A 14,058-nucleotide genomic window follows, 5' to 3' on the forward strand; every position below is an offset into this window, starting at 1 on the left:
ATAAGAAATGAAAAAAATAATAACCTCTTTAGCCCTTTTGGGAGCAATGTCATGTAGCTCGCCAAACCTCCATAACCAACAAGAAAGTAATGAAAAACCGAATATCATCATTTTTTATGTCGATGATTTGGGGTACGGAGATATAGGTGTGAATGGATTGAAGGGGGCTCAAACCCCCGAAATTGATAAACTCGCTAACGGTGGTGTCTTATTTACAGACGTCCACTCACCGCATGCCACTTGTACGCCTTCTCGTTATTCTATGCTTACAGGTGAATACGCCTTTAGAAAGAAAGCACAAATCTTACCGGGTGATGCTCCTTTGCTGATTGATACCAATAAGAAAACCCTTCCTGATATGTTGAAGGAAGAAGGATACAAAACAGCCGTAGTAGGGAAGTGGCATTTAGGCTTAGGCAATGGAAATGTAGATTGGAACAAAGATGTAAAGCCGGGACCATTGGAAATCGGATTTGATTACTCTTTCCTTTTACCTTCCACCGGCGACAGAGTACCTTCTGTTTATTTAGAAAATCATAATGTAGTCAACCTTGATCCCAATGACCCGATCACCGTTAGCTACAAAAAGAATATTTCAGATCGTCCTACTGGAAATGATCACCCTGAACTTTTACGTCAAGGAGCAGACAAACAACACGGCAATACCATCATCAATGGCATTTCAAGGATCGGCTATATGAAAGGTGGTGAAAAAGCATTGTGGACTGATGAGGATTTCCCTGAAAAGTTAGCCGGAAAAGCATCAGCTTTTATCCGAAAAAACAAAGACAATCCGTTTTTCCTTTACTTCGCATTTCATGATATTCACGTACCGCGTCTTCCTTCAGATCAGTTTAAAGGAAAGTCAGAAATGGGCGTTCGTGGTGATGTAATTCTACAAATGGATTACACGACAGGCTTAGTAATGAAAACCCTTAAAGAACTAGGTTTAGAAGAAAATACATTAGTCATCTTTACATCAGACAACGGAGCCGTTCTCACAGATGGTTACGATGATCACGCCATCGAATTACTAGGAGATCACAAACCCAACGGTCCTTTCAGCGGAGGGAAATATTCTTCTTTCGAAGGAGGAACAAGAGTACCAATGATTGCTTACTGGCCTAAAAAAATCAAAGCAGGTCAAGTGAATAATGCCACATTCTCCCACATCGATTTTTATGCATCCTTCGCAGATCTATTGGGTAAAAAACTACCAGAAGGCATCGCAAAAGATTCCAAAAATATGCTTCCTTCATTAATCGGAGCCTCACAAGATGGTCGTGATTATATGGTAGAAGAAGGCTTTACATTAGCTATAAGAAATCACAATTGGAAATACATTCAGCCCATTCCAAAAGGGAAAAGGATCCCGAATTTTATGGACAGAACCAAAAATATTGAAGGAGGGATGTCTCATAAACCACAGTTGTTCAACTTAGACAAGGATCCTCAAGAACGGACAAACCTAGCAAAAGAATACCCTGAAATAGTAGAACAACTTCAAGCGAAGTTGGATTCTATAAAGGCAGTGGAAGTTCTTTAAATTATAATAAACACCTTTTCTAATTTCGGTTAGGGAAGGTGTTTTTATGTTGTAGAGCTATTACCGGGATAAATGAAAAAGGGACTTGTTGTGGCTCACGAACCACTATCATAAATACGTCAAAAACACACACCTTCTCATTGCACAATTTTCCCAAAATAGCATTAAAAACGTTTTCCTATATAGGTCCAAGTCATGCTTATCAGCTGATAAGGTCAAATGTCTAGAAAGAAGGTCTAATCAACTTCGAAAAATGTTACAGGTGATGAATGAACAGCTATTAACTCCACAAGTGAATTAACATAAAATATATTACACTTTCCATTTATACAGTGAATGATTTTATCATCATCTTTAAGTATCATTTCTAAGGTGTCTTTTGTGCATTGTACAGGAATAACCCTATACCCAAGACGAATACTTAAATCATTAGTGTCATGTTGAATTGAATCAAAAGTATTTTTACATTCCTCATAGTCATCTAAATTAAAAAGTCTAGAGAGGTTCTTTTCTACATATCCTATTTCACTTTCTAACCTTTCTAGATGACTTTTTTGTGTCAACTTTTCTTCAATTCTTACATAAATAATTGAAGATGTGATGGTAAGTAAAATAATTAGTATTGCATTTTTCATTTTAAATCAATTAATTAAAAATCAGCTCATACCATAAATGAACTGAGGCTTGTAACTAAAGGGAAAATATTCAGCTTTACTTGTTTAGCTTTTTTAGTTATCGGTTATAGATTGAAGAATCAGCGATATACTCCGTAAGTGAATGAATTAAATATGTAGTGCATTTTCCATTTATACAATGAAAAATTTTACGATCATCTGTAACTATAACTTCTAGAGTGTCTTTTGTGCATTTTATAGGAATAATTCTGTCATCTTCAAAAGTCAAAGCTAATCTTAAATCATAGGTGTTATTTTTTATTGAGTCAAAAACATTTTTACATTCTTCATAATCTTCTAATTGAAAAAGCCTCGAGAGATCATTTTCTATGTATTTTTTTTCAACTTCAAATATATCTATATGACTTTTTTGAATTGACTTTTCTTCCATTAATCCATCAGTAATTGAAACTATGGTAAAAAGTAAAGTAATAATTATTAAATTTTTCATTTTAAATCGGTTAACTCATTAAAAAGTGGAGTTTCTCCAAAGTATTGATTTTTATCAACTTTGAACCCCTTTTTTTTCCATTCGTCTTTATATACATCATACACATTATCGGAAAGTTTTTTAACTTCTAAGCGGAATTGTATCTCAAGTTCTTTTGAGATATCATTGCCGTTTAATTTGGCGTCAAAATATTTTTTGACAATAGAATTAAGTTGTCCGTCATATTTTTCACCATTATAACTTAAAAAGAAGTGTCTCTCATAGTCATTTTTATTCTTATTGTGAATAGATTTTGCTATTGAAAATTCATCATTTTTGACTTTAGATTTTGCTAAATCGTATAAGACGAACATTTTTGCAACTTTTGCTTCAGTCTCAATCTGAAGCACTTTTTCATGATAATCCTTACTAATAATTTGAAGTGCATGAAACAGTTCTTCAAAAATTGTACTTTCAGTGAATCCATTAGCTCTACTATCTGGTTGTGGAACTTGAAGCTCTATTTCATGAGGATTAAAATAATGTCCTCCTGGAAAAATTATTCCATCTTCTGCATGATTAAAAAAACCATTGTCTCCAGTTACTGTGGCAGATTTAATGCCTCTTTTTTCTGAAACAACAATATATTCTTCATAAGATTCCAAAATATCTAGGACATTTGAAAAAAGATCATTGTTACTTAATGAATCAATAATTGAATTATATTTTGAAAGATTTTCATATAAATTATTTTTAATTATATCACATTTTTTTTGCTCAACATTTACATCCACTTTTGGGTTTTGATCAGGCTGTATACCGCGATTACTGGTATCAGTATCTAATGTAGTACCATTTCTTTCCTTGATTATTTTATCATAATAGTTGTTGAGGTCTTCCAAATCAATAACTCCATTGTATTGGCTATCAATAGAATTAGTGTTATTAGTTTTTTTTCGCTGTTCCAAGCGTTGGCTTTTTTCTCTAGTTTGCATTGAAGTAAATTAAATTTAGGAGAATGTTAATTTTAGTTTTGAAGAAATCTGAAGGATTAATTTAAGTTTGCGTAAAAAACTTCAGATCACGCATAAAGCAACGCTAAATAAACAGGTAACAATGTATATTCCAAAAAAAGGCAAACCTCAGGGCTTTTTCATGAAAATAAATAACGGACTAGCGCAAGTGTTCAGCGAAGCGTCACTTGTGCTTACAACTGTAATAAGTCTGAAGACTTATAGCAACAGCAGACAGTACTAAAAGTCTACAGACTTTTTTCAGATATAGGTCCAAGTCACGCTTTCAGCTTAAGACTTGAACCAGTTTCGGTTTTATGAAAAAAATTGACGCAAATATAGACTAGAGAATTCAAGGTCTTTAATCTACTACTCAACAAAGTTGAGAGTACTCTCATAAGGTATTTTTATTAGCCAATTGATTAATATTCTTACACACAAAAAGGCAACCCCCAAAAGAGGTTGCCTTTCCTAAAGATCGTTATAACTGTACTCTTACTATTACTTTGTATACTTGTTATGCTCATATACGCGTCCTATGCGTACGTCTGTTTTCTTCATCATATCTTCTTGAGAATCTTCCTTATACTCACTTTGAGCAGCTAAAAGACGCTCTTTCAGTTCCGCAGTGATTTCTTCATATCCTGCTTTACCGTAAAGATTATTTAATTCATTAGGGTCGTTTTCTAAATCGAAAAGTTCCCAGTCATTCGCTCTCCATTTATTCTTCGCCACTTCTGGGTTGTAATAGAAATGGATCAGTTTGTACTTTTCAGTACGGATACCATAATGAGGTAAAACGTGGTGCCACCAAGGGAATTCATAATAATGATAGTACACTGCATCTCTCCACTTGTCTTCCTCTTTACCTTCTACAATATTACGGAACGATTTACCTTGAATGTCTTTTGGAATTTCAACACCTGCAAAATCAAGTAATGTAGGGGCGAAATCCACGTTCATGGCTAACTTATTAGAAACCGTTTTTGGTTGAATATGATTTGGGTAGCGGATTAAGAATGGCATTTTGAAAGACTCCTCATACATCATTCTCTTGTCAAACCATCCGTGTTCACCTAAATAGAAACCTTGATCAGAAGTATAAATCACGATTGTATTTTCAGCTAATCCAGACTCATCTAAGTAGTTTAATAACTCACCGATATAGTGGTCCACACCTTTCACACAACCCAAGTACTCTTTCATGTACTTTTGGTATTTCCATTTTTTCAAGTCCTGACCTTTTAATGTGTCATTAGGCGACCAAGGTTCTTCATTATTATTTCCGTATTTGTACCAAGCATTGATTTCTTGCTTAGACATTGCGTCAATATTTTCAGGATGTACTTTTAAATCCTTTCTGTTTAAGTTTCTTTCGATCGTTTGCCAAGTGTTACCTGCCGCAACTTTTCCTTCATACGTATCATTGAAAGTTTCTGGCTCAACGATTTCAACATCATCAAAAGTATGTTGGAATTTTGGATCAGGGTCCCAAGGACGGTGAGGTGCTTTGAACTGATACATCAGCATAAATGGTTTTTTCTGGTCACGCCCTTTCGTTAACCACTTTTTAGCATCTTCCCAAACTTGTCTTGATGAGTGGAAACGAGTTTCTTTAATGGTATCCTGACCGTTTTCTAAAAATACTGTATTGAAGTAAGTACCTTGTCCGCCATGATTGATCATCACTTTAGAGTAATCAAATCCTGTAGGAACTGTACCTAAGTGCCACTTACCAATAACAGCTGTCTGATAGCCTGCCTTTTGTAATAACTTAGGGAATGTTTGCTGAGAACCATCAAAATCACCACCGCTTTCATTCTTAAAGAACCCGTTTACATGACTGAATTTACCCGTTAAAATTGCCGCTCTTGAAGGACCGCAAATTGCATTCGTACAGAATGTGTTTTGCATGATCATCCCTTCATCTGCAATACGGTCAATATTGGGTGTAAGGTCAGGAAACTGCTCTGCTAATCTTCCTCCATAAGCACTGATCGCGTTTGTAGCGTGATCATCACTCATGATAAAAATAATATTAGGTTGTTGTGTCTCTTCTTGAGAACTATTCATTTTGGAGCAACTTCCTAAAGAAAGAAGTCCAATTATAAATGGGAAAAAAATAAGTAATCTTTTCATCTGATCGGTTTCAACTATATTGAATGAATCGTGATCAATTCATTTCTTATTAAAAAAATATTTATAGTACTTCGAGTAAAAAATAATAAGAATTAGTTATCAATTACTTTTGTCTTGGTACTTATGCAAAAATAGTTTGCACCATTGTTATTGAAGTTGAATAATGATTCTAGTAGGTAGGAAAATAGTTCATAAAAAAAACATAAAATTAATGTAAATGGTTGATTTTCAATACTAATTGTTATTGAAGTGTGCAAAAAACACAAATGCAAACATAATTGAACAATTTTTCCCCCTCATCCAAAATCCTATCCCTGATATTTGTAACAGCAATAACGGAATAACCGCACCGTCAATAGAATTATTATTTAGTATGAAAAGAAGTGGAACATTAATGCTATTACTCTTATTAGCATTGTCAACAATAGCAGAAGATCAAAAGCCCAACATTGTTTGGATTACATTTGAGGATATGAGCCCTTTATTGGCTTGCTATGGAGATTCTACTGCTCATACGCCAATGATTAATTCACTGTCAGAAAACAGTAAGGTTTTTAATAATGCTTTCTCTACAGCGGGAGTTTGCGCACCTAGCCGTTCGGCCATTATTACAGGTATGTATCCCACTTTTTTAGGGACAAACCATATGCGAACGGGAAGGGATATTATGGGAGACAGTAGAGGAGTGTATAATAAAAATAAAAATGTAACAGATAGAGAAGGAAACAATGTGATTGAATACAGTGCAGTGATTCCTTCAGAGGTGAAATGTTTTCCAGAGTACCTAAGAAGAGAAGGCTACTATTGTACGAATAATGCCAAAACGGATTATCAGTTTGCTTCTCCTTTTACGGCCTGGGATCAAAATGATGCAAAAGCACATTGGAGGAATAGAAAAGATGGACAGCCATTTTTCTCGGTGTTTAATTTTAATGAAACGCATGAGTCGAAATTATGGAAACACAATCATCTTCCTCTTACCGTTTCACCCGATAAAGTGAATGTTCCTGACTATTACCCTGACACTCCTGAAGTAAGAAAAGATATCGCAAGAGTATATAGTAATCTTGAATTATTGGATAAAAGAGTGGGAGAGATCATCGAGCAATTGAAGAAGGATGGGCTGTATGACAATACTTATATTTTCTTCTTCTCTGATCATGGAGGGCCGATGCCAAGACAGAAGCGTGAAGTGATTTCATCAGGGTTGCATGTTCCCTTTATGATAAAATATCCTCAAAATGCGGAGAAAGGATACAGTGATCAAGTGGTGAACTTTATTGATTTAGCTCCAACTGTATTAGAAATGGCAGGGGTGAAAGTGCCAAAGCATTTACAAGGGACAAGTATTCAATCTCAAAAGAGAAAATACTCTTTTGCGGCAAGGGATAGAATGGATGAGCATACTTCTGCAAGAAGAAGTGTGACAGATGGAAAATACCTTTATGTAAAGTATTTATATGAATTGTCCTCAAGCTATCAAGATATAGAGTACAGAAAAAATGTACCTACCATGCAAGTCTTATTAGAATTGAAGGAACAAAAGAAACTTTCGGAAAATCAGATGAAGTGGTTCGCTCCTGTAAAGGAATTAGAAGCGTTGTATGATTTAGAAAATGATCCTGATGAATTGAATAACCTGATTGGTAAAGTGGAGGTGAGAGAAGTGGAGAAAACCATGAGAGGAGTGATGAATAAATGGCAAAAAAATACAAATGATAGATGTAAGGCAGTGGAGTCGGAAATGATAGAGGAGATGTGGCCTAATCAAGAACAACCACAGACTGCAGATGTGAAGTACAAGGTGAAAAACGGAAAACTGTACCTATCATGTCCTACAGAAGGTGCTTCGATAGGTTATAAAAGAAATAATGATGATTGGATGGTATATACAACAGCAATAGATATAGAAGAGAAAGATTCAATAACAGTTAAGGCAATAAGAATTGGTTATAAAACTTCAAATAAGGAATGTGTGACTCCTTATTCTCAACGTATTTTTAGATAATAGATTTTTTGTGTGTGACTAGCTTGTAATGAAAAAGCCATCTCGGAGTATTCCAAGATGGCTTCTTACATTTATTTGACTTAGTGCTTAAGTTCTAATTACTTAGCAGCTTCAAATCTTTTTGCAACTTCTTCCCAGTTTACAACATTCCAGAATGCAGAAATGTAATCAGGACGACGGTTTTGGTAGTTTAGGTAGTAAGCGTGCTCCCAAACGTCAAGACCTAAGATTGGAGTTCCTCCGCACTCACCTTTCATTAATGGGTTGTCTTGGTTTGCAGTTGAGCAAACTGAAACAGTACCATTGTCTACACATAACCAAGCCCAACCTGAACCGAAACGTGTAGCAGCAGCGTTAGCAAAAGCTTCTTTGAAAGCATCAAAAGAACCAAATACAGCGTCAATAGCAGCCGCTAAATCTCCTGTAGGAGCTCCACCACCGTTTGGTGATAAGATTGTCCAGAATAAGTTGTGGTTGTAGAAACCGCCACCGTTGTTTCTTACAGCACCTGATAACTCGTCAGCTGAAAGTAAGTCTTCGATAGACTTGTCAGCGTCAGCAGTACCTTCGATAGCTGCGTTTAATTTAGAAGTATAAGCAGCGTGGTGCTTAGAGTGGTGAATTTCCATTGTACGAGCGTCAAAGTGTGGCTCTAAAGCATCGTATGCATACGGTAACTGAGGTAATTCGAATGCCATTGTAGTAAGTTTTTATTGTTATGAATAATATTTTTCGTCTTCAAAAAAGATGATATATCGCAGTTTTGGTGAGATAGATCATTTTTTTCATTCGCAATTAACACAATAAACTCTAAAAAGTGAATTAAAATCCGATCGAAAAAAACTATAATTCAATAAAGTTTATTGATACTGCAAGTTCTGCTAGAAGAGGCGAACTAGATTTTCTTTTTCTACCAATTCAGCAATCTCAGAAGTACCCTTAGAAAAGTCTTTACAAGTCCATTCCCAAGTCTCCTTCATGATCAAACTGCCATCTGACTGTTTCTCAGGAGTTGAGGTGCATTTTCCAGTCATAATTTCATTGTTGATATTCACATGCTGATACGTGAATTCCAAAGAACTGTCTTCTTTAACAATACCTGTAATTGTTCCCATTCTGATGTTTGTGCCGTAATAGGTAGCCCAAATAACATCTCCTCCTTGTCTGTAATGAAAAAAGGTTTCGCTGTCAACTTCTCCGTTTTCGGAGTTGGAAATTGCCTTAAATCGCTTGTTGTGATAGTTGATTCGTTCCATAGCGTAATGTAATAGTCAAAAGTTTAAGTGGATTCGGAAAAGTACTAAAAGATTAGTACCTGAATATATATTTTCATAAAAAGAAGGCAACGAGTAGTAGATGATTGCCTTCTTTTGTCTTTGTACTAAGTACTTAGAATAAAATAAACGGAGGCTACACCCTGCAAGCACATCTCATAGAAACGTACATACAATTCATTCCTTCCCTTCTTCCTTCTCCGTTTGCTTTTATCCTTTCATTATTCACTCATTCCATACATGTAATTACTTTCTGTAGAAAGAACTGTGAAGTAATAAGTACTAAGTACTAAGACAAAATTATATAACACTAATTCATATTATTTTTTCTGATTACTGCCTTTCAAAAACTTTAAATAGAACCACTATTTATACGTTTTTGAGCGTAGTACTTACAAAAAATAACTAAGAATTAATTATCATTTATTTTTGGCTTAGTACTTAAGAATATTTTACCTGTAAATATTTGATTGTACCCTCAATATCTCTCGAGCGGATAGGTTCGCCCAAAGCTTCAAATTTCCAGTTGCCTTCTATTTTGTAAAGGCGTCCCATAATCATGGAAACGTAACCGGCAAATTCTGAATTGGAAGAAAGGTTGAAGGTAGCAATCACATCATTTCTTGTATAAATTCTGATTTCAGAATAAGGAATTGTAGCAAAATCCTGTTTCTTGTAAGAGTTCAAGTAGAGGAAAATTTGATCTACTTCCTGTGCGACTTCATTAAGGTGGATTTGAATAGTCTCATTATCTAGTCCATCGTTTTCATCACCATCTCCTTCTAAATCATCACCAGTGTGCGTGACAGCACCATCAGGTGAAACCAGTTCATTGTAGTATACAGTATAGATTTCGTTCATTTCTTTATCAAAAGCACTGATACTGGCATCAAGGTCAACATTTACTTTGCTGTTGATAAGTCCAAAAAGTACTTTTTCTTTGATAGCACCCCAGTTTACACCCACACGTACATAGTCAAGTGTGTTGCCGTCTTTTTTGAGAAGGGAAATTTTACTTCCTTTCGATAATGAAATTCCTGTTTTTTTCTTAAGAGATGTACTCATTGATTAAGGGATTACGTAGTTTAATTATAGCCTGATCGTTTGCTTTTTGAATTCAGACAGAAATAGATTTGAAAAAATCCTCTGATAATTTAAGAAAAAAGGCGAAATTAATTTATGATGTTGGAAGAAGTTTTTCCACTTCAGAGTTGATATTGAAAACTAATTTCGCCTGTCGACTTAATTATCCATTAAAGTTTGGTCTTAAAGGAGGATATGAATTAAGCATAAAGGTCCACATAGCCTTGAAGACCCTTCTTAGAGCCTTCGCCAGCGGCAATAAAATGCCATTCTCCATTTGACTTTTTCAAACGTCCAAACTCCATGTCTGTGATACCAACATAGTTTTCATCCAATTTAAAACGGACAATTTCTCTTTGCGTATCAATATCTACAATACGGATATAGGCGTTTTGAAGCAAACCAAAGTGATGTCTTAGTACATCTGCATTGTGGATAGAAGCTACAAATACCAACTCTTCCACACTTTCAGAAATCTTAGAAAGGTGAGCCAAAATCATTTCGTCATCACCATCGCCTTTACCCGTTCTGTTGTCGCCAGTATGTTCTACACTGTTGTCAGGTGATTTTAGGTTATTGAAGAAAACAAAGTATTCGTCTGCAGGAAGCTTGCCGTTGCCATTGATCATGAAAACTGAAGCATCCAAATCCATGTTGTTGCCTGGTACCATATCCCAACCCAAGCCTACCATAATTTTGTCTAGGCCTTTTTCGTTTTTAGTAAGGTTGAATCTGTTCCCTTTTTTGAGAGAAATACTCATAATAAAGCTGTAATAGTATTAATAAAAGTTTGTTTATAAAACGACAGAACTTGCCTGAAGTTGTTTATAGACTTAAATATATTTATAAGAAACTGAATATTAGATTTCCAGTCTATTTTTTATTGAAAAAATCATCAATTTTTTTGTCTTGTGATGATTGTGGTTTCGGTTTAGAAAAAAATGAATCAATCAAGTTCTCCTTCTCCTCTTTAGGTGGGGGAGGAACTTCTTTTTTGGGTTCAATCTTATCAAAAAACTCATGTATTTTATCCTCGGAATTTTCTTTTGGAGCAGGCGGAGTTTCTTTTACAGGAGTGGCTTTATCGAAAAAATCTTGAATTTTCTCTTCCGATTCTTCCACCTCTTTTGTTTGCTGTAATGCAAGATCTATTTCCATAGAAAGGATATCTTCCTCAGAAGTAAAATCAATTGGTTCTTCCTCATTAAATACATCATAAAGAAACTGCCTTACATCAAAAGAACCCTGCTCATGATTGGACTTTATAAACATCAATTGAGTGGCAACCTTTTCCTTTTGAACTTGAAGAACAGAAATACGAGTGGAGGTATCGAGTAATTGATGATCAAAATCTTTGATCGAATTGATATAATGATCTCTTTCTTTCTTTAACGTATTACCATAATTATTCAGTTCCATGGCTTTCGATCTCATCTCATTGCCAATAGCCGCTTTCACATCAAATTGATTTTTTTTGATATGTTTCTGAATATTTTCAGCCTTTCCTCTCAGAGCATCAACCTGAGACCGTAAAGACATCTGTAAATGATACAGGCGTTCAGACTCTTTCTCTAATTGTAAAGAAGTATTTTTTAAAATCTCTTTGGCGGATGATTTATGATGAATAAGTTTTTCGATTTTACTCCACATCACAGTAACTTGATAATCTTTATAATTTTATCACCAATATACTTACATTCCTCCATTTTTTTACTGTCTAGTGCTTCAAACTGTCCTTCTAGTATTAAATTTCCCTTAATTCTCTTCTCAATTGGATGAATTGATCATGATATTTGGCGGCTTCATCATAGCCGACTTCTACAATTTCAATCAGTTTTTCGGGATCAGTATCAAAAGTATTATAGTGTACAAGATCCTGCGGGAAAATAGAAATATCACAATCTTCCAGCTTTTTCAGTTCTGCTTTATCTCCCTTCAAGGACAATGCCCTAAGGGTTATTTTCTGGATATTATTCAATTCACCTTTTTCGTATTGACGGATTGGAGAAACATATACACCTATTACTTTTTCGCATTTCTCACGTAAAACATCTACAGGGAAGTGATTCAGAATACCGCCGTCACTGTAAAGTTGATCATCAATTTCTACCGGAGAAAAAACAAAAGGATAGGCGATTGAGGCGAGTATGGCATCAGTAATTGAACCCGAAGTAAATACTTTTTCTTCAGCAGAAAGCATGTTGGTAGCCACTATGGAAAGTTCTTGCTGACAGTGCCTGAAATCATCATCAGGAAAAACTTTCAGCAGGTCTTTTTTGAGTGTCATGGGGTCTACAATTCCTCTGAAAAGTACATTGGACTTGAAGAATGCTCTTCTTTCCCAATCAAACAGATCAGTAGTAAGGAAAAAGTCTTGAATTTGCGTTAATGGGATACCATAAGCATACATACTCCCTATGATTGAACCCGCACTGGTACCGGCTACTGCATCAGGAACAATTCCTAATTCTTTCAAATAAAATAATACACCAATATGAGCCAGACCTTTGGCCCCGCCACCCGAAAATACTATGCCTAGCTTATGCTTCTTTGCCATGATTGTTGATAATTATATCAATTGCTTCAATTATTGTTTTCCTTTCAGCCTTGATGGATTGATAAACCGTTTTGTTTCGTTTTGACATCAAAAGCACTCTCCAGTCGGAGATCAGGAAATTCAAATAATTATTGAAAAAATACGAAGCATAGGTAAAAAATGGAAAAATGAGTACAATCAGAAAGTAATACCAAGGAAATCCTCCCAGTAATGAATGAGCAAGGAAAAGGTATGCAAAATAGAAAATGGGAAAAATAATCCCGCAGAGCGCTATCAAATTGGCGCCCCAGACTTCCATTTCTTTTGAAGATTTTAAAGCGATAGTTTTGGCTATTTTGTAAGGGATTTTATTTAAAACCCAGTTGACCAAATGCAGAGGAATCATGAAAAGTACTACAATCGAACGGAGTAAAAGTGAAAAGAAACTTTGGTGCGATTTGCCGTTATTCCAGAAAGATTCATCCTTTATTTTCTCCTTTTTCAGCAGTGCATCATAATTTTCTATTTTACCTCTGATGGTATTCAATTGGCTTTCTGATAGTTCTTCTAAAAAGTCAAGCCCTTTATTAAGGTAATGAAAGTAATCCCTCAACGATTGTTTTCTTTTGAAAGGAGTGCTCTCTGTATACATTGTTACAGATTGTACTAAAGAAGCTTCAGCTTCCAAATTAGGAAGAGTAAAATAGCTTTTCAGTATTTCCTCCTCAATTTTTTTAGTGATTTCCTGAGCTGTTTTACCGCTGTTGCTCTCGTAGTCCTCTTTGTAGTCATTGGCTTTGATTGGATCTCCAATCTCTATACTCACGCTAGGAAAAACACTACCTATATGTGTATAATTTAATGCTACCGGAACGATATGTACATTCAATTGAAACTGATTTGCGACCTCTGTCTCCAATGCAATCCTAGCCGTTCCCGACTTCAATCCTCTTAATTTTCTTTCCCAAATACTTGTTCCCTCAGAAAAAATAAGAATATCACCGCCATTGGTCAGTGTGTCTATACAGTGTTTGAACATGTCTTTATTCGAAAAAGGCTGCCCTTTAGGAACGTCCTGTTTTCGAACTACGGGAATCATATTGAGTTTTTTGAAGAGCCATTTATTGAATTTCCCCTTAAAAACAGTGGATTTTGTAATAAAATAAAGAGGTTTATTGTAACTGCATCCCAATACTAATGCATCGATGTACATTAGAGGGTGAGTAACAGCAAATAGGATAGGTGCATCTTTAGGGATTTTCTCCCATCCCGTTTTTTCTACTTTGTAAAATACGAGTTTTAAATATACGTATTTTGCAAAAAAGCGAATGACATTGTATAAAAGGTTTCCCATG

13 protein-coding genes are annotated in these 14,058 nt (G+C 35.2%); 2 read left to right on the forward strand and 11 right to left on the reverse strand.

The window, feature by feature from the left end; translation table 11 throughout:
* Nucleotides 1–7: 7 nt before the first annotated feature.
* A complete protein-coding gene (locus HHU12_RS21610; protein WP_169658822.1) occupies nt 8–1,546 on the forward strand; it encodes a sulfatase family protein in 1,539 nt (512 codons plus the stop codon).
* Nucleotides 1,547–1,782: 236 nt separating this feature from the next.
* Here HHU12_RS21610 and HHU12_RS21615 read toward each other — a convergent pair whose 3' ends face one another.
* The 4 genes from HHU12_RS21615 to HHU12_RS21630 form a co-directional block, all read right to left on the reverse strand.
* Complete coding sequence (locus tag HHU12_RS21615; protein ID WP_169658823.1) at nt 1,783–2,181, reverse strand: hypothetical protein; 399 nt, start codon at nt 2,179–2,181, stop codon at nt 1,783–1,785.
* 97 nt (nt 2,182–2,278) lie between these two features.
* Nucleotides 2,279–2,671 carry a hypothetical protein gene (locus tag HHU12_RS21620; RefSeq protein ID WP_169658824.1) on the reverse strand — a complete coding sequence of 131 codons (393 nt, stop codon included), beginning with the start codon at nt 2,669–2,671 and terminating at the stop codon, nt 2,279–2,281.
* A complete protein-coding gene (locus HHU12_RS21625; protein ID WP_169658825.1) occupies nt 2,668–3,645 on the reverse strand; it encodes a hypothetical protein in 978 nt (325 codons plus the stop codon). The genes HHU12_RS21620 and HHU12_RS21625 overlap by 4 nt, the downstream gene beginning before the upstream one ends.
* A gap of 519 nt (nt 3,646–4,164) precedes the next feature.
* Nucleotides 4,165–5,736, reverse strand: a complete 1,572-nt coding sequence (locus HHU12_RS21630) for a sulfatase family protein (protein ID WP_240971065.1) — start codon at nt 5,734–5,736, stop codon at nt 4,165–4,167.
* 439 nt (nt 5,737–6,175) lie between these two features.
* Here HHU12_RS21630 and HHU12_RS21635 point away from each other — a divergent pair, with 439 nt between their 5' ends.
* The gene (locus HHU12_RS21635) at nt 6,176–7,810 is read left to right on the forward strand and encodes a sulfatase family protein (protein WP_169658827.1); all 1,635 of its coding nucleotides are present in this window, start codon (nt 6,176–6,178) and stop codon (nt 7,808–7,810) included.
* A 98-nt stretch (nt 7,811–7,908) separates the two neighbouring features.
* Here the strand turns inward: HHU12_RS21635 and HHU12_RS21640 are convergent, their stop codons facing one another.
* From HHU12_RS21640 to HHU12_RS21670, 7 genes are all read right to left on the reverse strand, one after another.
* Nucleotides 7,909–8,508 (reverse strand): superoxide dismutase, encoded by a 600-nt coding sequence (locus tag HHU12_RS21640; RefSeq protein ID WP_169658828.1) that lies wholly within the window; start codon nt 8,506–8,508, stop codon nt 7,909–7,911.
* A gap of 183 nt (nt 8,509–8,691) precedes the next feature.
* The gene (locus HHU12_RS21645; protein WP_169658829.1) at nt 8,692–9,066 is read right to left on the reverse strand and encodes a n-acetylglutamate synthase; all 375 of its coding nucleotides are present in this window, start codon (nt 9,064–9,066) and stop codon (nt 8,692–8,694) included.
* A gap of 459 nt (nt 9,067–9,525) precedes the next feature.
* Nucleotides 9,526–10,149, reverse strand: a complete 624-nt coding sequence (locus tag HHU12_RS21650) for a TerD family protein (RefSeq protein WP_169658830.1) — start codon at nt 10,147–10,149, stop codon at nt 9,526–9,528.
* A gap of 218 nt (nt 10,150–10,367) precedes the next feature.
* On the reverse strand, nt 10,368–10,928 hold the full coding sequence (locus HHU12_RS21655) for a TerD family protein (RefSeq protein WP_169658831.1): 561 nt from the start codon (nt 10,926–10,928) through the stop codon (nt 10,368–10,370).
* A gap of 112 nt (nt 10,929–11,040) precedes the next feature.
* A complete protein-coding gene (locus HHU12_RS21660) occupies nt 11,041–11,817 on the reverse strand; it encodes a hypothetical protein (RefSeq protein ID WP_169658832.1) in 777 nt (258 codons plus the stop codon).
* A 94-nt stretch (nt 11,818–11,911) separates the two neighbouring features.
* Nucleotides 11,912–12,724 (reverse strand): patatin-like phospholipase family protein, encoded by an 813-nt coding sequence (locus HHU12_RS21665; RefSeq protein WP_205959955.1) that lies wholly within the window; start codon nt 12,722–12,724, stop codon nt 11,912–11,914.
* Complete coding sequence (locus tag HHU12_RS21670; RefSeq protein ID WP_169658833.1) at nt 12,708–14,057, reverse strand: 1-acyl-sn-glycerol-3-phosphate acyltransferase; 1,350 nt, start codon at nt 14,055–14,057, stop codon at nt 12,708–12,710. The genes HHU12_RS21665 and HHU12_RS21670 overlap by 17 nt, the downstream gene beginning before the upstream one ends.
* Between the last annotated feature and the right edge of the window lies 1 nt (nt 14,058).

The organism is Flammeovirga aprica JL-4 (genome assembly GCF_012844305.1).
Classification (GTDB): Bacteria; Bacteroidota; Bacteroidia; order Cytophagales; family Flammeovirgaceae; genus Flammeovirga; species Flammeovirga aprica.